18 protein-coding genes and 1 pseudogene are annotated in these 20,823 nt (G+C 57.2%); 6 read left to right on the forward strand and 13 right to left on the reverse strand.

Annotated elements, in window-relative coordinates; translation table 11 throughout:
• From HA48_RS19375 to HA48_RS19385, 3 genes are all read right to left on the reverse strand, one after another.
• Nucleotides 1-133 (reverse strand): SDR family NAD(P)-dependent oxidoreductase (locus HA48_RS19375; RefSeq protein WP_128602764.1); only part of this gene is annotated, 133 nt, incomplete at its 3' end.
• A 10-nt stretch (nt 134-143) separates the two neighbouring features.
• Nucleotides 144-1,331: an arabinose transporter gene (locus tag HA48_RS19380; protein WP_128602765.1), complete on the reverse strand. Its 1,188-nt coding sequence runs from the start codon at nt 1,329-1,331 to the stop codon at nt 144-146.
• A 60-nt stretch (nt 1,332-1,391) separates the two neighbouring features.
• A complete protein-coding gene (locus tag HA48_RS19385; RefSeq protein ID WP_128602766.1) occupies nt 1,392-2,708 on the reverse strand; it encodes an amidohydrolase family protein in 1,317 nt (438 codons plus the stop codon).
• A 140-nt stretch (nt 2,709-2,848) separates the two neighbouring features.
• Here HA48_RS19385 and HA48_RS19390 point away from each other — a divergent pair, with 140 nt between their 5' ends.
• Together HA48_RS19390 and HA48_RS19395 are read left to right on the forward strand one after the other, a co-directional pair.
• Nucleotides 2,849-3,760, forward strand: a complete 912-nt coding sequence (locus tag HA48_RS19390) for a LysR family transcriptional regulator (RefSeq protein WP_128602767.1) — start codon at nt 2,849-2,851, stop codon at nt 3,758-3,760.
• A gap of 261 nt (nt 3,761-4,021) precedes the next feature.
• Nucleotides 4,022-4,524 (forward strand): annotated as a pseudogene (locus tag HA48_RS19395) (DUF4760 domain-containing protein).
• Here the strand turns inward: HA48_RS19395 and HA48_RS19400 are convergent.
• From HA48_RS19400 to guaB, 3 genes are all read right to left on the reverse strand, one after another.
• Nucleotides 4,518-4,871, reverse strand: coding sequence for a hypothetical protein (locus tag HA48_RS19400; RefSeq protein ID WP_208613157.1), 354 nt, complete (start codon nt 4,869-4,871; stop codon nt 4,518-4,520). The pseudogene HA48_RS19395 and the gene HA48_RS19400 sit on opposite strands and share 7 nt — an antisense overlap.
• Before the next feature lie 121 nt (nt 4,872-4,992).
• Nucleotides 4,993-6,573 (reverse strand): glutamine-hydrolyzing GMP synthase, encoded by a 1,581-nt coding sequence (guaA, locus tag HA48_RS19405; protein WP_128602768.1) that lies wholly within the window; start codon nt 6,571-6,573, stop codon nt 4,993-4,995.
• A 72-nt stretch (nt 6,574-6,645) separates the two neighbouring features.
• On the reverse strand, nt 6,646-8,112 hold the full coding sequence (guaB, locus tag HA48_RS19410) for an IMP dehydrogenase (protein ID WP_128602769.1): 1,467 nt from the start codon (nt 8,110-8,112) through the stop codon (nt 6,646-6,648).
• A 169-nt stretch (nt 8,113-8,281) separates the two neighbouring features.
• Between guaB and xseA the strand changes: the two genes are divergently transcribed.
• The 4 genes from xseA (at nt 8,282) to HA48_RS19430 (ending at nt 11,393) form a co-directional block, all read left to right on the forward strand.
• Nucleotides 8,282-9,649 (forward strand): exodeoxyribonuclease VII large subunit, encoded by a 1,368-nt coding sequence (gene xseA / locus HA48_RS19415; protein WP_128602770.1) that lies wholly within the window; start codon nt 8,282-8,284, stop codon nt 9,647-9,649.
• A gap of 119 nt (nt 9,650-9,768) precedes the next feature.
• Nucleotides 9,769-10,782 (forward strand): M4 family metallopeptidase, encoded by a 1,014-nt coding sequence (locus HA48_RS19420; protein ID WP_128602771.1) that lies wholly within the window; start codon nt 9,769-9,771, stop codon nt 10,780-10,782.
• The gene (locus HA48_RS19425) at nt 10,779-11,105 is read left to right on the forward strand and encodes a protealysin inhibitor emfourin (RefSeq protein ID WP_128602772.1); all 327 of its coding nucleotides are present in this window, start codon (nt 10,779-10,781) and stop codon (nt 11,103-11,105) included. The genes HA48_RS19420 and HA48_RS19425 overlap by 4 nt, the downstream gene beginning before the upstream one ends.
• Nucleotides 11,106-11,210: 105 nt before the next feature.
• A complete protein-coding gene (locus HA48_RS19430; RefSeq protein ID WP_045814915.1) occupies nt 11,211-11,393 on the forward strand; it encodes a con-10 family general stress protein in 183 nt (60 codons plus the stop codon).
• An 88-nt stretch (nt 11,394-11,481) separates the two neighbouring features.
• Here HA48_RS19430 and HA48_RS19435 read toward each other — a convergent pair whose 3' ends face one another.
• The 7 genes from HA48_RS19435 to HA48_RS19465 all read right to left on the reverse strand — a co-directional run.
• Nucleotides 11,482-13,923 (reverse strand): glucose/quinate/shikimate family membrane-bound PQQ-dependent dehydrogenase, encoded by a 2,442-nt coding sequence (locus tag HA48_RS19435; RefSeq protein ID WP_128602773.1) that lies wholly within the window; start codon nt 13,921-13,923, stop codon nt 11,482-11,484.
• Nucleotides 13,924-14,347: 424 nt separating this feature from the next.
• Nucleotides 14,348-15,838, reverse strand: coding sequence for a ribosome biogenesis GTPase Der (gene der / locus HA48_RS19440; protein ID WP_128602774.1), 1,491 nt, complete (start codon nt 15,836-15,838; stop codon nt 14,348-14,350).
• A 176-nt stretch (nt 15,839-16,014) separates the two neighbouring features.
• A complete protein-coding gene (bamB, locus tag HA48_RS19445; protein WP_128602775.1) occupies nt 16,015-17,196 on the reverse strand; it encodes an outer membrane protein assembly factor BamB in 1,182 nt (393 codons plus the stop codon).
• 19 nt (nt 17,197-17,215) lie between these two features.
• Nucleotides 17,216-17,833: a YfgM family protein gene (locus HA48_RS19450; protein ID WP_128602776.1), complete on the reverse strand. Its 618-nt coding sequence runs from the start codon at nt 17,831-17,833 to the stop codon at nt 17,216-17,218.
• Between the two features lie 39 nt (nt 17,834-17,872).
• Nucleotides 17,873-19,147: a histidine--tRNA ligase gene (hisS, locus tag HA48_RS19455; RefSeq protein ID WP_128602777.1), complete on the reverse strand. Its 1,275-nt coding sequence runs from the start codon at nt 19,145-19,147 to the stop codon at nt 17,873-17,875.
• 106 nt (nt 19,148-19,253) lie between these two features.
• Entirely contained in the window at nt 19,254-20,375 is a 1,122-nt protein-coding gene (gene ispG / locus HA48_RS19460; RefSeq protein ID WP_128602778.1) for a flavodoxin-dependent (E)-4-hydroxy-3-methylbut-2-enyl-diphosphate synthase, read from the reverse strand.
• A 38-nt stretch (nt 20,376-20,413) separates the two neighbouring features.
• A partial coding sequence (locus HA48_RS19465; protein ID WP_128602779.1) for a RodZ domain-containing protein occupies nt 20,414-20,823 on the reverse strand: 410 nt, incomplete at its 5' end.

A 20,823-nucleotide genomic window follows, 5' to 3' on the forward strand; every position in this document is an offset into this window, starting at 1 on the left:
GCGCACGCTGTGCCGCCGCGGCGCGGGCCGCGTTGCGCGCATGCAGCACCACGCTATGCCCCTGCTCCACCAGCAGCTCTGCGGCCATTAACCCCAGGCCGGTGGATGAACCCGTAATAAAAATGCGTGACATGCTGTTCTCCTTATTGATTGAGCGTAACCGGACGTGACGTTAGCGCCAGCAACACGCCCACCAGCGCACAGATCGCGCCCGTCAGATACACGGCGGCATAGCCAAAGTGACCGGCGATAACCCCGGCAAGCGGTCCCGAAACGCCGTAGGCGATATCGAGAAACGCCACGAAAGCGCCCATAGCGCTGCCACGGTTTGCCGGCGGCACGCGTTTTAGTGCCTCAACGCCCAGCGCCGGGAAAATCAGCGCGCACCCCAGTCCGGTAATCAGCGCGCCGCTCAGCGCCAGCGTCTGCCCCGGCGCGCTCCACAGCAGTATCTGGCCTAACGCTTCGATGCCGAGTGAACAGGCGGCCACCCGGTAGCCGCCGATGCGATCCGGCAGATGTCCAAAGCACAGGCGCACCGCAATAAAGCCAATGCCAAATGCCGTCATCACCCAGCCTGCGTTACCCCAGTGGTGCGCGGCGAAATAGAGCGAAGCAAACGCCGTCAGGCCGGAGAGCCCTACGCCCTGTAGCATCAACCCGCCGCCTTCCCGCCAGATTCGCCCTACCACGCGATAAAAGGGCAGACGCACGCCGCCCGGTGAGACATAACGGGTAGCGTTGACCGCAATCAGCGCAGCCAGCAGCGGCGCGACAAGACAGGCGATCATTGCGGCCGCCAGGCCAGCGTGCTGATAGAGCACCATGCCGATCGGTGCGCCAATCGATAATGCAGCAAACATCGCTATGCCGGTCCAGGACATGGAGATCCCCGCCCGCTGCGGCCCAACTGAGGCAATTGACCAGGCAACGCAACCGGTGACGAACTGGCTTTCACCTAATCCGGCCATCAGCCGCCCAGTGATGATAAGCGTCAGGCGGGTTAGCGACGTGAAGTCTGGCAGGGCGGCAATCAGATAGAGCAAGGCGGCCAGTGTGCTCACCGCCGCACCCTGTAACGCCACGCGTTTACCGCCAAAGCGATCGGTGAGTTGCCCGGCATAGCCGCGGGTGAATACGGTGGCGACAAACTGGATACCGATAACCAGGCCGACGATGACATTGCTGAACCCCAGCTGCTGGTGGATAAACAGCGGCATCACCGGCAGCGGCAATCCTACGGCCAGATAGCCACAAAACAGCGCGGCGATAACACCGCTTGCCGGGCGAGACAAATGCGCAGCCTGAGCCTGCGCGCTAAAAGCAGACATAGCAGCTCCCATTAAGACAGGTGAGAATCGCACGGCCCGACATCGGACCGTGCGCGGTTGTCAGGCGAACAGCCCGGTGTGGTAACCGCTGGCCCCGAAGAGATAATCACGCGAGGCGGTGATTTCGTTATGCAGTTGGTCAAGATTAACGCCCAGCAGTTGTCCCTGGCGCTTACGCAACTGACCGGCCACCATCACGGTATCCACATCCGCACGCTCAATCGCCTGTACCACGGTGCCGGTCACGCTGGTGAGTGGAAAGACGCCGGCGCCGCGGGTGCGCAGCATGATAATGTCCGCCTGCTTGCCCGGCGTCAGCGTACCCACCTGATCCGCCAGACCGGCAGCGCGCGCACCGTTCACCGTGGCCGCCTGCAGTACCGCTTGCACGCTGACGGGAGCCGCCACATCGCTTTCACCGCGGAAACGGCGATAGCGCATTGCGGCGCGCTGCTGGTTAAACAGCGCCTGCATTTCGCCAAACATATCGCTGCCGAAAGCGGTATCCAGATCGACACCCAGCGCCGGCGTCAAGCCGTGGTCAACCGCCTGCTGCCAGGCAAAGGTGTCGTCATCAAAACCAAACAGCGCATCAGAGCGCGGGTTGACCGTGATATTCACGCCCGCCTTCGCCAGCAGTTGCCAGGTCTCCTGCGGTATCCGCGTGCAGTGGTTGAAGATATTGTGCGAGCCCAGCACACCGGGTTCAGCAAACGCTTCCGGTAACGTTGCCAGATCGCCAATGAACTCGGTCAGGATACGCATATCCAGTTCGCGCGCCACGCGCCACCACGCCAGGTTGAGCTGACCAAACAGCCCCACCTGTACCCGGCTATTGGCGTGGTTCCACTGTTTAGCCAGACGCGCCAGATCGCCAGGCAGATGGCTGCATGATGCCTGTTTGTCCATCGCAGCACCGACCATATGCAAGGCGCGAATACCGCTCTCCTGTAGCGCATCCAGCGCCGCATCGGTATGTGCCGGGCTGCGCGAACTGTGGCAGGCATCGATCACTGTGGTGATACCCGCATCCAGTGCCGCAATCGCCGTCAGTTTGGTGCTGAGGTACATATCCAGCGGACGGTAGTGTGCGCCCAGCGTCTCAGCCACGACATCAATATAGGCAAACAGGTCATCGACGTCCGGCATCAGGCGGCGCATCACGCCCAGCCACATGTGACGATGTGCATCCACCAGCCCCGGCATCACGATGTGGCCCTGAGCATCAATAACCTGCGCATTGTCTGCCAGCAGATTTTCGCCCACGGCGGCAATGCGATCGCCCTCTACCAGAACATCGCCGCAGCTGAGATTGGGCACGGCGTCGTCCAGCGTCAGGACGATGCCACCTTTAAATAACGTGCGCTGTACAGTCATGAAGTGCTCCTCAACAGGAATAAGTGTCCGGCCCTTCTGGCCGGTTTCGCTACGGGGCACACAATAAGTTGCAGCGTATTTTTGATAAAGGTAGGCTCAGGCAAATCATCTTTGCTTAAAATCAACAATGGAGTCGGTTTATGCCTTTTGATGGCCGATTGTTATCCGGTATGAGCGTGCTGGCGGCGGTAGTAGAAGCCGGAAGTTTTAGCCGTGCGGGTGAGGTATTGGGGTTATCCGCTTCAGGCGTGAGTCGCTCTATTTCCCGCCTGGAGCAGCGGCTTGGGGTACGTTTGCTGGATCGCACCACGCGTACGCTGCATCTCACCAGCGAGGGCGCGAACCTTTATGAGCGCGCTGCGCCCCATCTGGAAGGCATTGAGGAAGCAGCCAATTACGTCTCCGGTGCGGCGGTAACGGTACGCGGTACATTGCGGGTCAGCCTTAATCCGCTGTTTTCCCGCTATGTGCTGGCGCAAAATCTGCCGCTGCTGCGTGAGCGCTATCCACATCTTGATTTAACCATTTTGCAGCAGCCTGATGTGGGCGATCTGGTGGCGGAAGGGATTGATATCGCGGTACGTTTTGGCCCGCAACCGCCCTCAACCATGACATCCCGCTTGTTGCTAAAAACGCGCGTTTTGACGGTGGCCTCCCCGGCTTATCTGGCGCGTTTTGGCCGCCCGGCACAGCCGCAGGCGCTGAGCGAGCACAACTGCCTGCAGTACATCGATCCGCGCAGCAATAAACCTTTTACATGGGAGTTCCATCGTGGTCAGCAGACGCTGACCGTAGAGACTTACGGTTCGATGACCACCACCGATCCCGATCTGATGGTGCAGGCCTGTGTCGGCGGTGTCGGCATCGCACAGGTGCTGGCGCTGAGCGTGGCGCATCTGCTGGCGAGCGGTGAGCTGGTGGAGCTGTTCCCGGAGTGGCCCGATGAGACCTATCCGCTCTATATCACTCGCCCTTCGCGTCGCCTGGCGCCTGCGGCGGTGGAAGCTTTTCTGGGATTTTGCGTAGAGATTTGTGAGGTGAAAAACAATTAAATGAAACGTGTTACAGGTAAGATTAAAATAAGCTGAATTTATGCCGCACAATAAAAAAGCTTTATCTCCGAAGTCAAACAGGCGACTTGTAAATAAGCATCGGCAGCGTAGAATCCATCAAAGCTTAACAGCCGAACCAGAACGTAATTAACAGGAGAGCGTGATGCAACTGGATGAGTATGATGGTTTCTGAATTAACGCGATAAAAGGATGCGGTGAGTCTGGAAGACTCACCTTTTTTAATAATCAGGGAGAGTGTTTATGCATTCTGTGGCATGGCAGGCTATCAGTAATATCATCGTATTTTCTGGCGTCGTGGTTGCTGTCGTTACCATTATCTATAATTTGCGCACTGCACGTAAAACTTTAACCGCGCATTTTCTGTTTGAGAGCCGCACAGATAAAGAGTACAGAGATGCGCTTTATGTTTTACGTCTGACTCATCAATCCGGTAAATCCTTTCGCTCATATGTATTCCCACCACTCAACACGTTTGTCACCGATGAAGATGTTGCTGAACGCCGCAAGTTCCAATACATTCTCAATTTCTATGAGCGTGTAGCGATCAGTATAAAAGAGGGTATTTATTATGAGAAGATGATAAAGAGTACATCTTACACAACGGTTATTGAAACCTGGGATATAGCAGAACCTTTATCAGAGCTATTCGGGAAAAAGTAAATTCCGAAACGATCTATCAGGAATTTGAATGGCTGGTAAATCGCTGGAAAAAAGCCCCTCTTAAACCAACCAAATATTATTGAATCCTGTAATATTGATAGAGCTGCGCAATTAACGCTATTGCCCAACATATTAGCAGTAAGATCCCTGCAGGAAAGCTCATCAAAATAAACCAGCCCAGCACGCCCATTTCATACAGTAAAGGGCCGCGATCTTCGCCCAGGATATAGCAGGCATGCACGCTGCCCTCATCAAGCTGGCAACCCGCCATGCTGGCGACAGTCCCCGCGCCCAGCGCGCATATCAGCGGTAAAAAAGCGATAAATGCGATACCGGCCAGCATTAGCGCGTAACGTATCAGTAAGGAGGCCAGCGACAGGCTGCGCCTGTTCGTGACGTGCTTTTCCGCTGTTCTGAAACTCCGCCGCATGGCTTCTCCTGTAACAGAGCCGTTTACGTCCGTTTATTTATCACACCCGGCGCCACATCGACAGCGCCCCATAAAAAAGCCCGCTAAATAGCGGGCCCGATATTATTGCCTGACGGGGGAATCATTCCCACTCAATCGTCGCAGGTGGCTTACCTGAGATATCATAAACCACACGCGAAATACCGTTTACTTCATTGATAATGCGGTTGGAGACACGGCCGAGGAAGTCATACGGCAGGTGCGCCCAGTGCGCGGTCATGAAGTCGATGGTTTCAACGGCGCGCAGTGAAACAACCCAGTCGTATTTACGACCATCGCCCATCACGCCAACGGAACGGACTGGCAGGAAGACGGTGAAGGCCTGGCTGACTTTGTTGTAGAGATCCGCTTTGCGCAGCTCTTCAATAAAGATCGCGTCGGCACGGCGCAGCAGATCGCAGTACTCTTTCTTCACTTCGCCCAGCACGCGTACGCCCAGACCCGGGCCCGGGAACGGATGGCGGTAGAGCATGTCGTACGGCAGGCCAAGCTCCAGACCAATTTTACGTACTTCATCTTTGAACAGCTCTTTCAGCGGCTCGACCAGGCCCATCTTCATCTCTTTCGGCAGACCGCCCACATTGTGGTGCGATTTGATCACATGCGCTTTGCCGGTAGCCGAGGCCGCCGACTCAATCACGTCAGGATAGATAGTGCCCTGCGCCAGCCACTTAACGTCTTCCAGACGCAGCGCCTCTTCGTCGAACACTTCAACGAATACACGGCCAATGATTTTACGTTTGGCTTCCGGATCGTTCTCGCCTGCCAGCGCATCAAGGAAACGCGCTTCGGCCGGTACATGCACAATGTTCAGACCGAAGTGATCACCGAACATGTCCATCACCTGCTCTGCTTCGTTAAGACGCAGCAGACCGTTATCCACGAACACGCAGGTGAGACGTTCACCAATTGCGCGGTGCAGCAGCATTGCGGTCACAGAGGAGTCAACGCCACCGGACAGGCCCAGAATCACTTTATCGTTGCCGACCTGCTGACGAATACGCTCTACCGCATCTTCAATGATTTTGGCCGGCGTCCACAGCGCTTCACAGCCGCAGATGTCACGGATAAAGCGCTCCAGCATGCGCAGGCCCTGACGGGTGTGCGTCACTTCCGGATGGAACTGCACGCCGTAGAACTTTTTCTCTTCGTTGGCCATGATGGCAAACGGACAGGTCTCGGTGCTGGCGACGGTGACAAAACCGGTCGGGATCGCGGTAACCTTATCACCGTGGCTCATCCATACGTCGAGCAGCGGTTTACCTGCCGCGCTGATGGCATCTTCAATATCACGCACCAGCGCGCTCTGGGTTGTCACTTCTACCTGCGCGTAACCAAACTCACGCTCGTTCGAGCCTTCAACCTTGCCGCCCAGCTGCATCGCCATGGTCTGCATGCCATAGCACACGCCCAGCACAGGCACGCCAGCGTTAAACACGTACTCCGGCGCACGCGGGCTATTCAGCTCGGTAGTGCTCTCCGGTCCGCCGGACAGAATGATGCCGTTCGGGTTGAACCCGCGGATTTGCTCTTCGGTGACATCCCACGCCCAGAGTTCGCAGTAGACGCCCAGCTCACGCACGCGGCGCGCGACCAGCTGCGTATACTGAGAACCAAAATCGAGGATCAAAATACGATGTTTATGAATATTTTCAGTCGTCATTGAGGCGTTTCCATTGGGATGGACTTAATAATAAAAGCGCCCGGCGGGTGCCGGGCGGGAAATCTTACGGGATTATGAACCCATGCGGTAGTTTGGTGACTCTTTAGTGATGGTCACATCGTGCACGTGGCTCTCGTTGATGCCCGCGCCGCTGATGCGGACAAACTCCGCTTTGGTGCGCAGATCGTCGATGGTCGGGCAACCGGTCAGACCCATGCAGGAGCGCAGGCCACCCATCTGCTGGTGAACGATCTCTTTCAGGCGGCCTTTATAGGCAACGCGGCCTTCGATACCTTCCGGCACCAGCTTGTCTGCTGCGTTATCGCTCTGGAAGTAACGGTCAGACGAGCCTTTAGACATTGCGCCGAGTGAGCCCATGCCACGGTAGGATTTAAACGCACGGCCCTGATAGAGTTCGATTTCACCCGGGGACTCTTCGGTACCGGCCAGCATTGAACCGACCATAACGGCGGAGGCGCCAGCCGCGATAGCTTTGGCGATGTCACCAGAGAAACGAATGCCGCCGTCTGCGATAACCGGAATACCGGTCCCTTCCAGCGCTTCAACCGCGTCTGAAACGGCGGTGATCTGCGGTACGCCGACGCCGGTTACGATACGCGTGGTACAGATTGAACCCGGGCCGATACCCACTTTCACCGCGCTCACGCCGGCATTCGCCAGCGCCAGTGCGCCAGCACCGGTCGCAACGTTGCCACCGATGATCTCCAGATCCGGGTATTTGGCGCGAGTTTCGCGAATACGCTGCAGTACGCCTTCAGAGTGACCGTGGGAAGAGTCGATCAGCAGGACATCAACGCCGGCAGCCACCAGTGCATCAACGCGCTCTTCGTTGCCCGCGCCCGCGCCGACGGCTGCACCTACGCGCAGACGGCCCTGCGCATCTTTACAGGCGTTCGGCTTACGTTCAGCTTTCTGGAAGTCTTTAACGGTGATCATGCCCAGCAGGTGGAAGCTGTCATCCACGACCAGCGCTTTCTCAACGCGCTTTTCGTGCATTTTCTGCAGTACGACGTCACGCGCTTCACCCTCTTTCACCGTCACCAGACGCTCTTTCGGCGTCATCACGGCGGTCACCGGCTGCGTCAGATCGGTAACGAAACGCACATCACGACCGGTAATAATACCCACCAGCTCATTGTTAGCGTTTACCACCGGGTAACCGGCGAAACCGTTGCGTTCGGTCAGCGCTTTCACTTCTGCCAGCGAGGTAGTTGGCAGCACGGTTTGTGGTTCAGAGACCACGCCGCTTTCGTGTTTTTTCACTTTGCGAACTTCATCCGCCTGGCGCTCAATCGACATATTTTTATGGATAAAGCCCAGACCACCCTCCTGCGCCAGAGCAATAGCCAGACCCGCTTCGGTAACGGTGTCCATTGCCGCAGAGAGCATTGGGATGTTGAGTCGGATGTTTTTGGTCAGCTGGGTGCTGAGGTCAGCCGTGTTAGGAAGTACAGTGGAGTGAGCGGGAACGAGCAGGACGTCGTCAAATGTGAGGGCTTCTTTCGCGATTCTTAACATTGCAATATCTCCACCTGGGGGCGTTGAAAACAGATAAAATATTGCCGCGGCATTATACAGGCCGAAATCGATTGCCTCCACTGTTTTTTAGGAAAACTGCTTGATCCTCCGGGGCAGCCATGTAGTATCGATTAATTAACCCTCTGATTTAAAATTTGATCCTCATCACATGTCGCTACCGCCAACCGCCAATATTTTTACCGTCAGCCGTCTGAACACGACGGTGCGCCAGCTGCTGGAAAATGAGATGGGCCTGGTCTGGCTCAGCGCTGAGATTTCGAATTTTACCCAGCCCGCTTCCGGCCACTGGTACTTCACCCTCAAGGATGATGGTGCCCAGGTACGCTGCGCCATGTTCCGTAACAGTAATCGTCGCGTTAGCTTTCGTCCGCAGCACGGTCAGCAGGTGCTGGTCCGGGCCAGCGTTACCCTGTATGAGCCACGCGGTGACTATCAGCTGATTATTGAAAGCATGCATCCGGCCGGTGAAGGCCTGCTGCAGCAGCAGTTTGAACAGCTGAAAACCAGGCTGGCAGCAGAGGGCCTGTTTGAGCAACAGTTTAAACAGCCGCTGCCGGAACCGGCGCGTCAGGTCGGCGTGATCACCTCCGCCACCGGCGCGGCGCTGCACGATGTGCTGCGCGTGCTGCACCGTCGCGATCCCTCGCTGCCGGTGGTTATCTACCCGACTGCGGTTCAGGGCGCGGATGCCCCGGCGGGCATTGTGCGTGCCATTGAACTGGCCAACCAGCGCAATGAGTGCGATGTGCTGATTGTCGGGCGCGGCGGCGGCTCCCTGGAGGATTTGTGGAGCTTTAACGACGAGCGCGTGGCGCGGGCAATTTTTGCCAGCCGCCTGCCGATTGTCAGCGCCGTCGGCCACGAAACTGACGTTACCATTGCCGATTTTGTGGCCGACCTGCGTGCACCTACCCCCTCTGCTGCTGCCGAGCTGGTGAGCCGTAATCAGATCGAGCTGCTGCGCCGTTTACAGTCGCAGCAGCAGCGTATGGAGATGGCGATGGATTACTACGTGGCGCAGCAACAGCGCCGTTTTACCCGCCTGCAGCACCGCCTGCAGCAGCAGCATCCGCAGCTGCGGCTGGCGCGTCAGCAAACGGCCCTGTTCCAGCTGCAGCGCCGCCTCGGCGAAGCTGTTGATCAGCGGCTGCGCAGCGCCAGCCGTCAGCAGGAACGACTGGTGCAGCGCCTGAATAGCCACCAGCCGCAGGGCCGGATTCTGCGGACGCAGCAGCAGCTGCAGCAGTGGCACTATCGATTGCAGCAGGGCATGGAGAAACAGCTTAACCATAATCGTCAGCGCTTTGGCGAGCTGGCTGCCCAGCTGGAAGGCGTCAGTCCGCTGGCAACGCTGGCGCGTGGTTTTAGCGTGACCACCGATAATCAGGGCCAGGTGGTGAAAAAAACCAAACAGCTGCATAAAGGTGATGTGCTGCGTACCCGGCTGGATGATGGCTGGGTTGAGAGTGAAGTCACCGCGCTGCAGCCGCAGAAGGCGCGCCGCCGTAAAGCGTGACGGGGCGCCGCTACATAACCGCGACGCCGGGCTGAACACGCCCTCTTCCGCAGCCAAAGCACCGCCCACTGCTTAGCGCAGGTCTATACTTCCATCAGGATCGTTAATGGGAGCCAGACATGACTTACAGCGTTATTCCTCCATACATACTGCGTAACATCATTGATAACTGCTCCGGCGCACAGCAGGACTATGCGCGCCGCACTCTCACCCATGTCCAGCAGCTGATGGCGGAGCATCCGCATACCACCAGCGTGGCCGGTACGGCACAGCCTGGCACGGTACTGCGCGCTATCTACGATGCAGGCAATACCCAGAATCTGCCGGGTACGCTGATCCGTGAGGAGGGCCAGCCCGGCAACGGCGACATCGCCGCTGAAGAGGCGTGGAACTATCTCGGCGTCACGTATGATTTCTTCTGGAAGGTGTTCAAACGCAACTCGCTGGATAACAAAGGGCTGAAGCTGGACGGCACCGTGCACTACGGTCAGGAGTATCAGAACGCCTTCTGGAACGGTCAGCAGATGGTGTTTGGTGATGGCGACGGCGAAATTTTTAACCGCTTCACTATTGCGATTGATGTGGTCGCGCATGAGCTGACGCACGGCGTCACGGAAACCGAAGCCGGACTGATCTATTTTCAGCAGGCGGGCGCTCTCAACGAATCCATGTCGGATGTGTTTGGCTCGCTGGTGAAGCAGTATCATCTGAAACAGAGCGCCGAACAGGCGGACTGGATTATTGGTGAGGGCCTGTTGGCGAAAGGCATTAACGGCAGCGGCCTGCGCTCGATGTCTGCGCCGGGTACGGCTTACGATGACCCGCTGCTGGGTAAAGATCCGCAGCCTGCGGATATGGATCACTACATTGATACCCGTGAAGACAACGGCGGCGTCCACCTCAACTCCGGCATTCCAAACCGGGCCTTTTATCTTGCGGCGAAAGCGCTGGGCGGCTTCGCCTGGGAGCTGGCCGGCCAGGCATGGTACGACACGCTGTGCGACAGAGAGCTGCCCCAGGATGCGGATTTCAGCACCTTTGCCCGCTTCACCGTGCAGCACGCGGAAAAACGCTTTAACCGCTCAGTGGCGGATGCCATTCAGTCCGCCTGGCAACAGGTAGGTGTGCAGTGAATATTGAGCTGACCGATGACGCCATTATTGAACTGGCCCGTGAAGGCGGCATCGCGTTTATCCCTAAGCTGCGCAGCGAACGGCGTTTTGCACTGGCACAGCTTCCGGAACCGCAAAAGCAGCGCGTCTGTAATGTTCTGGAGCAGGCGCTGCCGCTGGGCGAACCGGAGGAGCAGGCCGCAACGATGGGCCACGGCGACCAGCGCTACTACCGTATTCAAATCACCTATGCCACGCATCGCGAGGCCGGTTCGATTGTGATTTTGATTCCGGAAACGGTCGCCCCGCCAGAGCTACAAGCCTTGTGGCGTGACGGGCAATAAATATCTCAGAGATCTCCCACAGCGAACCGTAACTTACTGACTATAATCAATAACGTGACTAGCTAGTCCATATCCAAGAAAACACCCTTAGATGAGGTCTCTGCTATGACACAAAAAAAGCAACGAGGTGGTGCCGGGAACTTTGCAGAGGACCCGGAGCGCGCCAGGGAAGCAGGCAGCGCTGGCGGCAAAGTCAGCGGGGGTAATTTCAGAAATGATCCTGAAAGAGCCAGGGAAGCTGGAAGGAAAGGAGGCCAAAAAAGCCGCCGCCCTTCAAAGCAGCAGTGAGTAAGATATCTTACAGGACGTTCCGCGCCACGGATGGTAAATAAAAAAGGCCGACATTTTTGTCGGCCTTTCTTCATGCTACTGCAGGTTACTTGTTGTCAGGCAGCGCATACGCAATGACGTAGTCGCCGCGGTCCGGTGACTGACGCGCCCCGCCCGCTGAGATCAGGATGTACTGCTTACCATCCTTCGGCGACACGTAGCTGATCGGGCCACCCTGGCTGCCAACCGGCAGGCGTGCTTTCCACACCTCTTTACCGGTTGAGCTATCAAACGCGCGCAGGTAGTAGTCCTGCGTACCGGCGATGAAGACCAGGCCGCCCTGCGTGGCCAGCGTGCCGCCCAGCGTCGGCATACCGACAGGCATTTGCGCGTGCATCTTGATGCCAAATGGACCGGTATCCTGCACCGTGCCAACCGGCACCTGCCAGACAATCTGGCGCGTCTTCATATCAATCGCGGAGAGCGTGCCGAACGGCGGTGCCTGGCACGGAATACCCAGCGGCGACATAAAGCGGTTTTTGTTCACCGCGTACGGCGTGCCTTTCAGCGGTACAGCACCCATACCGGTGTTGATCGCTTCACCACCGTTGCTGCCACGCGCAACTTTGCTGGTGTCCTGCGGAATCATCTGCACCCACAGGCCAAGGCGCATATCGTTCACAAACATGTACTGATTGTTAGGATCGAACGAGATGCTGCCCCAGTTCATCCCGCCAAGCGAGCCCGGGAAGCTGAGTGATTTATCCGTATCCGGCACCGTGAACAGGCCATCGTAACGCATCCCTTTAAAAGCGATGCGGCATGCCAGCTGGTCAAACGGCGTGGCACCCCACATATCAGACTCTTTCAGCGTCTGATTGCCGATGTTCGGCATCTCCACCGAGTGCGGCTGCGTTTTAGTGTACTGCTCGTCAGGGATATGGCCCTGCGGCATTGGCTGCTCTTCCACTTTGGTCAGCGGTTTGCCGGTCAGGCGATCCAGCACCCAAATCATGCCGGTTTTCGCACCAATCACCACGGCCGGTTTGGTGGTGCCATCCTTCATCGGGAAATCAACCAGGCTCGGCTGCATCGGCAGATCGAAGTCCCACAGATCGTTATGAACGGTCTGGTACACCCATTTCTCTTTACCGGTGGTCGCATCCAGCGCAAGAATCGATGCACCATATTTGTGGTCCAGTTTGGTACGGTTGGCACCCCACAGGTCCACGGATGAACTGCCCATTGGCAAGAACACAGTGTTCATGGCCGGATCGTAAGAGAGCGGCGCCCAGGAGTTCGGCGTGCTGCGGGTATAATCTTTGCCCGGCATCAGCACCGCGTTAGGGTCATCGTTGCCCGGGTCAAATGCCCAGCGCATTTTACCGGTGATAATATCAAAGCCACGCAGCACACCGCCGGGCATATCGGTCTGAACGTTATCCGCTACGCGACCGCCTACCACCACCGTGGTGCCTGCAACCTGGGGTGCAGAGGTCAGCTGATACTGCGGATCAGGCGCGTGGCCCAGCCCCTGCTTCAGGTCAACAACCCCGTTGTCACCAAAGTTCTTACAGAACTCACCGTTGTCTGCGTTGATAGCAATCAGGCGCGCATCAATGGTATTCATCAGGATACGACGCTGGCAGCTATCATTCGCTGCCAGTACCGGTGCCGGCACGGGCGTTGAGCCCGGCTGCGTGGGCTGCTGGATGGGTTTAGTGGCGTCGAAGTACGCCAGACCACGGCAGCGGTTCCACACTTCGGCCTGCGCATTGATTTCGCGCTTCCAGATCTGCTTGCCGCTATCCGCTTCCACCGCAATCACATTGTTGTGCGGCGTACAGAGATAGAGCGTATTACCAATCTGCAGCGGCGTTTGCTGATCTTCCGCACCGTTACCGGTTGGGCTGACAGGCGTATCGCCGGTGTGGAAAGTCCAGGCAACCTGCAGATCTTTGACGTTATCCCGGGTGATCTGATCGATAGCCGCAAAGCGATCGCCTTCCGGCGTACGGCCATAGCTGCTCCAGTCCTGCTGCGGTTTGCTTTTATCGACCGGAATCAGCGGCAGCTGTTTCCCGGTGAAGGCCACGGTGGGATGCGGCTGGAACATCTGCACAAATGTCACCACCATGCCAACGGCAATGACGGCAGAGAGGGCGTATGAAATTTTCGCCAGTGGGCTCTTTCCTTCGCGCTTGCGCAGCGCAGGCCAGGTAATTAAGGCCAGCAGCATCAGGCCAGCCGGCACCATCAGGCGCGAGACCAGCGGCCAGAACGTCCAGCCCGCATCAACCAGGGACCAAATCAGCGTACCGGCGAACACCAAAATAAACAGGGTAACGGCGGAGGATTTACGGCGGAAGAACTGCACCGCCGACAGTAACATCACGATACCTGCAATGAGGAAGTACCAGCTGCCGCCAAGCGCAACCAGCTTGCCGCCGCCGATCGCAAAGAACAGGCCGATCGCCAGCACAACCAGTCCGAATAACACGGACCAGATACTCAACCCCTTGCCGGGACGAGCGGAATTTTCTGCCATAACACTCACTCTCCTGAAAAAATAACGCGCCGGTGCCGGGCCGCTACAGCGGGCCCGGTACGCTCTTCTGCAGAAGCAGAGGCTGGAATCAGTCCGTTACGCTTTATTTTAGATCTGTTGATACGGGGCCTATGCCCGTGATACCGCGCTTGTGAGCAAGGACACACCGCAGGTGAGCCTGGTCCCCGGCACAAGGCGGCAGGATTGTACCACCTGGTACAATTAAAAGTGAACATCCATAACGAGAGAGTTACTGAGTAATAGCATTTTTGCTACAAACCTGCTGATAAGCGCTTAATAACACAGAAATGGCCCGGTCCATTTTTCCTGAACGCGGAATTTTGGCACCAGCTGGCGGGCGTGAACGTTGCACGCGGGCCGATAATCAGGCAAAAAAAAGGGCCCTTTCGGGCCCTTATGGTGCTTAACGCTTGTTCTTTTTCAGATGCGCCAGCAGGCGCTTACGCTTACGCTGCTGCGTCGGCGTCAGCAGGTTACGTTTACCCGCGTACGGGTTATCACCCTCTTTGAACTGGATACGAATCGGCGTACCCATAACGTTCAGCGAGCGGCGGAAGTAGTTCATCAGGTAACGCTTGTAGGAGTCCGGCAAATCTTTCACCTGGTTACCGTGAATCACCACGATAGGTGGGTTATAACCACCGGCGTGCGCATACTTCAGCTTCACGCGGCGACCACGCACCAGCGGTGGCTGATGATCCTCAGCGGCCATGGTCATGATGCGCGTCAGCATGGAGGTGTTCACACGTTTGGTTGAGCAATCGTACGCTTCAGTCACCGACTCAAACAGATTGCCGACACCGCTGCCGTGCAGCGCAGAGATAAAGTGCACGCGCGCAAAGTCGATGAAGCCAAGACGGAAATCAAGCGTCTCTTTAACTTCGTCTTTGATCTCCTGCGACAGGCCATCCCACTTATTGACCACAATCACCAGCGAGCGTCCGCTGTTGAGAATAAAGCCGAGCAGCGACAGGTCCTGATCAGAGATCCCGGCGCGTGCATCAATCACCAGCATCACAACGTTCGCGTCTTCAATCGCCTGCAGCGTTTTGATTACCGAGAATTTCTCAACGGTATCGGTGATCTTACCGCGTTTACGTACGCCCGCCGTATCAATCAGGATGTACTCGCGATCGTCGCGCTCCATCGGGATATAGATACTGTCACGCGTGGTGCCTGGCATGTCGTAAACCACGACGCGATCTTCGCCGAGGATGCGGTTAGTGAGCGTGGATTTACCCACGTTCGGACGCCCGACAATGGCCAGCTTAATCGGCAAACCGGTTGGGTCGAAGGCCTCTTCTTCCTCTTCTTCCAGCGCTTCGCCGTTCTCTTCCGCCGCTAACGCCGCCCAGTAGGCTTCGTTCTCGTCCTCTTCGCTCTGCTCCTGCGGCGCCACAACGTCCATCCACGGCAGCAGCGCCGTTTCCAGCAGCTGGGTGACACCACGGCCGTGCGATGCCGCAATCGGGTGGATTTCACCTAAACCGAGCGCGTAGAAATCCAGCACCGCGGCGTCAGGATCCAGACCGTCAGTTTTGTTGGCAACGAGGAATGTCGCTTTGTCACGGGAACGCAGATGATTCGCAATCTGCTGATCGGCTGGCATCACGCCCGCACGGGCATCCACCAGAAACAGCACCACATCAGCCTCTTCAATCGCCAGCAGCGACTGCTCCGCCATGCGGTTCTCAACGCCTTCCTCGGTGCCATCAATACCGCCGGTATCGATAACAATAAATTCGCGCCCTTCCACTTCGGCGCGACCATATTTGCGATCGCGAGTCAGTCCGGGGAAATCGGCCACCAACGCATCACGAGTACGCGTTAAGCGGTTAAACAGCGTGGATTTCCCCACATTGGGACGCCCAACCAGCGCGACCACAGGTATCATAACACTTGCCTCAGTTTAAAAATGAATCGCCCGAATCGCGTGATTATAACGACAATTGCCGCAAGCTTCAGGCTGAAGGCGCTAAGAATACCACGCCTTACTAAAAACAGAACGGCCCCTGACGAATCAGGAGCCGTATCTACGTGCGAAAAAGCGGTTTCCGCAGAGCGATATCCTTAACGGGTAATCGCGTACACCTCACCGCCTTTCGCCTGGATCAGCAGCTTGTCACCGGCAACTACCGGCTCCGTCTGGAAGCCATCACTATCCAGTTTCTGCTGTGCCACGAAACGGCCATCCAGGGTGTTAATCCAGTGCAGATAGCCTTCGCTGTCGCCCACCACCAGATAACCGTTGAACAGCACAGGTGCGGTCAGGTTGCGGTGCAGCAGATCGCTCTGACGCCACAGCGCAACACCGCCGTCCGCATTCAGCGCAATTACGCGGTCATCCTGATCCACCAGATAGATGCGGCCGGCATCGACGATCAGATCTTTCACGCCGCCGATTTCACGTTTCCACAGGATCTGACCGGAACGCAGATCCAGCGCCGTCAGATTACCGTTATAGGCCAGTGCGTAGACAACACCGTTAACAATAACCGGTGTGGTATCCACATCATTCAGGCGATCGATCTCCGTTGCCCCGCTCGGCTGGGAGATACGCTGCTGCCAGATGAGCTGGCCCTGATTCATGATCACCGCGCTGACGCGACCGTTATCGCCCCCGACAATTGCGCCACCAAACGCCACGGCCGGTGCAGATTCACCGCGCAGTGACAGCGCAGGCATATCGAGGTTTACGCTCCATTTGATGGCGCCGCTGCTCTGATCCAGCCCCTGCAACATCCCGTTGCTGGTGTGCACCAGAACCAGACCATCGCTGACCACCGGGCGTGACAGCGCCTCACCGGCCACTTTGGTCTGCCAGGCAATGCCACCATCACTGGCGTTCAGGGCAAAGATCTGGCCGCGTTCGCTGCCGATATAGATGCGATCGCCGTTTGCGGTGACGCCGCCAGAGAGTAACGCAGAGATATTCTTCGAGAAGAAGCCGGTTTTTTCCGAGAGGTCAACTTTCCACTTCTCTTTACCGTTGCTGGCATCCAGCGCTTTGACAATACCAAAGCGGTCCGCGGCATACACGGTGCCGTCCTGCCAGGCCGGATGCAGGTTAGAGTAGAAATCACCGACGCCATCACCGACCGAGGTGCTCCATGCGGTTTCCGGCGTAAACTGGTTTTCCACCTTCGGCAGCGGGGCCATTTTCACTACATCTTCTTCGCCGCTGAACAGCGAGCAACCGCTGAGCAGTGTGACTGAAATCAGCCCTGGCAGCAGGTATTTACGTAATTCCATGTGCGCTCTCTTGACTGGCTTAACTTAAATTATTCATCTTCATCTGCAGCATCTGCTTCAGCGCAGGCGAAGCCTGCGACTCAGCACCTTTGCTCCAGGCATCACGTGCGCCCTGCTTATCGCCTTTGCTCAGCAGTGCTTCACCGCGGATATCCGCCACGATGGCTGTCCAGCCTTCACCCTTCACACTGTTCAGCGTGGTTAAGGCGGCATCGGCCTGATTTTGCTGCAGCTGAATGCGTGCCAGACGCAGGTTAATCACCGCCTGCAGATTGGCATCTTTGGTGTCTTTTAAGCCGTTTTGTAACAGCGTAATGGCTTTATCTAACTGATTGGCGGCAACGTACTGTTTTGCCAGATCAAGGGAAGCCAGCGCACCGTAGGTGTTGCTGTTTTCGCTGACGAAGTTAGCGACCGCTTCCAGCGTCTGCGGCTTATCAGCCTGCATCGCGCTGGTCAGCTGCTGATACTGCGCCGATGCGGCTTTATCCGTGCTCTCCTGATGGCTGGACCAGAAACGCCAGCCGCCCAGTGCCACAATTCCGGCAATCACACCCACTGCCAGCGCTTTGCCGTTATTGGCAAAGAAGCTACGCAGTGCGTCAACCTGTTCATTCTCGTTGCTGTAAACTTCCACGCAATCCCTCTCCTTAATATGGCTGTTGCAGTGCTGCGTTTACTGCAGCAGCGTGCGCAGCGTTGCGGCGGCGTCGCTCTGAGCCAGCGTCTGCTGATCGCCCGTGCGCAGGTCTTTAATCACCACCTGGCCCGCTTTCACTTCGTCTTCGCCCAGCACCAGCGCAATGCGTGCGCCCCACTTGTCTGCACGGGCAAACTGCTTCTTAAAGTTGCCGCCACCGAAGTTGGTCATCAGCTTCAGCGCTGGATCGGCATCACGCAGTTTTTCCGCCAGTTGCATCGCGGCGGACTGTACGCCCTGCCCCGAAGCGATAACATAGACATCAACAATGCGCGTCGGTTCAAATTCCGGATTTACCGCCTGCACCAGCAGCACCAGACGCTCCAGGCCCATGGCAAAACCTACGGCCGGCGTAGCGCGTCCGCCCAGCTGCTCGACCAGACCATCATAGCGACCGCCGCCACACACCGTGCCCTGCGAGCCGAGGCTGCTGGTCACCCATTCAAATACGGTACGGTTGTAGTAGTCGAGGCCGCGCACCAGGCGCTGGTTGATACGGTACTTGATGCCGGCGTCATCCAGCAGTGCGCACAGGCCGCTGAAGTGCTCACGCGACTCTTCATCGAGGAACTCGCCCAGCGTAGGGGCATCGTTCAGCAGCGTCTGGATATCCGGATTTTTGCTGTCGAGCACGCGCAGCGGGTTGGTGTACATGCGGCGTTTGCAGTCTTCGTCCAGCACCTCTTTGTGCTGTTCAAGGAACGCGACCAGTGCGTTGCGGTAGTTAGCGCGCGCATCCAGTGAGCCAATTGAGTTCAGTTCCAGTTCAACGTGGTCGGCAATACCCAGCGCTCGCCACCAGCGGGCGGTCATCATGATCAGCTCAGCGTCAACGTCCGGACCCTGCAAACCAAACACTTCCACACCCATCTGATGGAACTGACGATAGCGCCCCTTCTGCGGGCGCTCGTAGCGGAACATCGGGCCGACGTACCACAAGCGTTGCTCCTGATTGTACAGCAGGCCGTGCTCGATACCGGCGCGTACGCAGCCTGCGGTGCCTTCCGGACGCAGCGTCAGGCTTTCGCCGTTGCGGTCCTCAAAGGTGTACATCTCTTTCTCAACCACGTCGGTGACTTCACCAATAGCGCGGCTGAACAACGGGGTGTGCTCAACGATGGGCAGACGGATTTCACTGTAACCATAGCTGGCCAGCACTTGCTTGAGCGTGCCTTCAATACGCTGCCAAATCGCGGTATCCGCAGGCAGGTAATCGTTCATCCCGCGAATCGCTTGAATATTCTTCGCCACGTTAGAATCTCTTAATACAAAAAAACCTGTCCGGCATCATACCTTATGAGGATGAAACCGCACAGGTTCAATCACAAACTGGCACGCGGCGGGCGCGCACCTTCCCTTATTTTTCCAGCTGCTGCACGCTGATGCGGCGGCTTTCGTCCAGCATGGTGGCTTTGGCACGGATACGGGCTTCCAGCTGATCGATCATGTCGTTGTTATCCAGACGATCGCGCTGGCGTACGCCATCTTCATAGAAGCCGCTTTTTTTATTGCCGCCGGTCACACCCAGCGTGGAGACAGTAGCTTCACCCGGACCGTTCACCACACAGCCGATGATCGAGACATCCATCGGGGTGATGATATCTTCCAGGCGCTCCTCCAGCGCATTCACCGTACCGATCACATCAAACTCCTGACGTGAACAGGTTGGGCAGGCGATGAAGTTGATGCCGCGTGAACGAATGCGCAGTGATTTGAGGATGTCGTAGCCGACCTTCACCTCTTCCACCGGATCGGCCGCCAGCGAGATACGCAGCGTATCGCCGATACCCTCTGCCAGCAGCAGGCCAAGGCCAATCGCTGATTTCACCGCGCCGGCACGAGCGCCACCGGCTTCGGTGATCCCCAGATGCAACGGCTGATCGATCGCTTTCGCCAGCAGACGGTAAGATTCGACCGCAAGGAAGACGTCAGAGGCTTTCACGCTTACTTTGAACTGATTGAAGTTGAGGCGATCCAGGTGATCGACGTGGCGCATCGCAGATTCGAGCAGCGCCTGCGGCGTAGGCTCACCGTACTTCTCCTGCAGATCTTTTTCCAGCGAACCGGCGTTAACACCGATACGAATAGGGATGTTGTAGTCGCGGGCGCAATCCACCACCTGACGAATACGTTCGTTGTTGCCGATGTTGCCCGGGTTGATGCGCAGGCAATCGACGCCGTACTCCGCCACTTTCAGGGCGATGCGATAGTCAAAGTGAATGTCCGCGACCAGCGGCACGTTGACCTGTTGCTTAATCAGTTTGAAGGCTTCGGCCGCATCCATCGTCGGCACGGAGACGCGCACGATATCGACCCCGACACGCTCCAGCGCACGAATCTGATTGACCGTGGCAGCAACGTCGGTGGTGCGGGTGTTCGTCATTGACTGAACGGCGATAGGCGCGCCATCGCCCACTGGCACCTTGCCGACGTAAATCCGTGTTGATTTGCGACGGATAATGGGTGCTTCGTTATGCATATTCTCTCTCCACAATTACCCGGAAAGCGCGCTGCGCGTTATTGCGCACCCAGCGTCAGACGGGCAACCTGGTTATTACGGATAAAACGACTTAAATCAACGGGCTGATTCTGATATTGCACCTCGACCGCACCCGGTGCACCAATTTTCAGACGATACGGAGCCGTACCGGAAAGACTCAACTTACCGCCACTACGTTGCATACCGCTGAACAATTTTTTACCGGTTGCGTCGCTCACTTCCAGCCAGCAATCGGCTTTAAAGTTCATCACCACCGCATTCGGATCGCCTGCCGGCTGGCTGACCGCCGCATTACCGGTCGGCATGCTGGCAGCCGGCACGCTATTAGCCGGCGCCGGAGAGGTTGCCGCAGGCGGTGCGTTATCCACAGGCGCCTGGCTTGGGGAGACCACAGCATTGTCGCTGCTGGCAGCCGGCGCGCTGTTTG

This window comes from Pantoea wallisii, assembly GCF_002095485.1.
Lineage (GTDB): Bacteria > Pseudomonadota > Gammaproteobacteria > Enterobacterales > Enterobacteriaceae > Pantoea > Pantoea wallisii.

What these genes read in the sequence shown, in the direction of transcription:
- xseA (WP_128602770.1), top strand. Translation starts at nt 8,282, where the DNA reads ATGTCGCTACCGCCAACCGCCAATATTTTTACCGTCAGCCGTCTGAAC.
- HA48_RS19400 (WP_208613157.1), bottom strand. Translation starts at nt 4,871, where the DNA reads ATGCGGCGGAGTTTCAGAACAGCGGAAAAGCACGTCACGAACAGGCGC.
- ispG (WP_128602778.1), bottom strand. Translation starts at nt 20,375, where the DNA reads ATGCATAACGAAGCACCCATTATCCGTCGCAAATCAACACGGATTTAC.
- HA48_RS19435 (WP_128602773.1), bottom strand. Translation starts at nt 13,923, where the DNA reads ATGGCAGAAAATTCCGCTCGTCCCGGCAAGGGGTTGAGTATCTGGTCC.
- HA48_RS19430 (WP_045814915.1), top strand. Translation starts at nt 11,211, where the DNA reads ATGACACAAAAAAAGCAACGAGGTGGTGCCGGGAACTTTGCAGAGGAC.
- HA48_RS19390 (WP_128602767.1), top strand. Translation starts at nt 2,849, where the DNA reads ATGCCTTTTGATGGCCGATTGTTATCCGGTATGAGCGTGCTGGCGGCG.
- guaA (WP_128602768.1), bottom strand. Translation starts at nt 6,573, where the DNA reads ATGACGACTGAAAATATTCATAAACATCGTATTTTGATCCTCGATTTT.
- HA48_RS19380 (WP_128602765.1), bottom strand. Translation starts at nt 1,331, where the DNA reads ATGTCTGCTTTTAGCGCGCAGGCTCAGGCTGCGCATTTGTCTCGCCCG.
- der (WP_128602774.1), bottom strand. Translation starts at nt 15,838, where the DNA reads ATGATACCTGTGGTCGCGCTGGTTGGGCGTCCCAATGTGGGGAAATCC.
- bamB (WP_128602775.1), bottom strand. Translation starts at nt 17,196, where the DNA reads ATGGAATTACGTAAATACCTGCTGCCAGGGCTGATTTCAGTCACACTG.
- HA48_RS19385 (WP_128602766.1), bottom strand. Translation starts at nt 2,708, where the DNA reads ATGACTGTACAGCGCACGTTATTTAAAGGTGGCATCGTCCTGACGCTG.
- guaB (WP_128602769.1), bottom strand. Translation starts at nt 8,112, where the DNA reads ATGTTAAGAATCGCGAAAGAAGCCCTCACATTTGACGACGTCCTGCTC.
- HA48_RS19420 (WP_128602771.1), top strand. Translation starts at nt 9,769, where the DNA reads ATGACTTACAGCGTTATTCCTCCATACATACTGCGTAACATCATTGAT.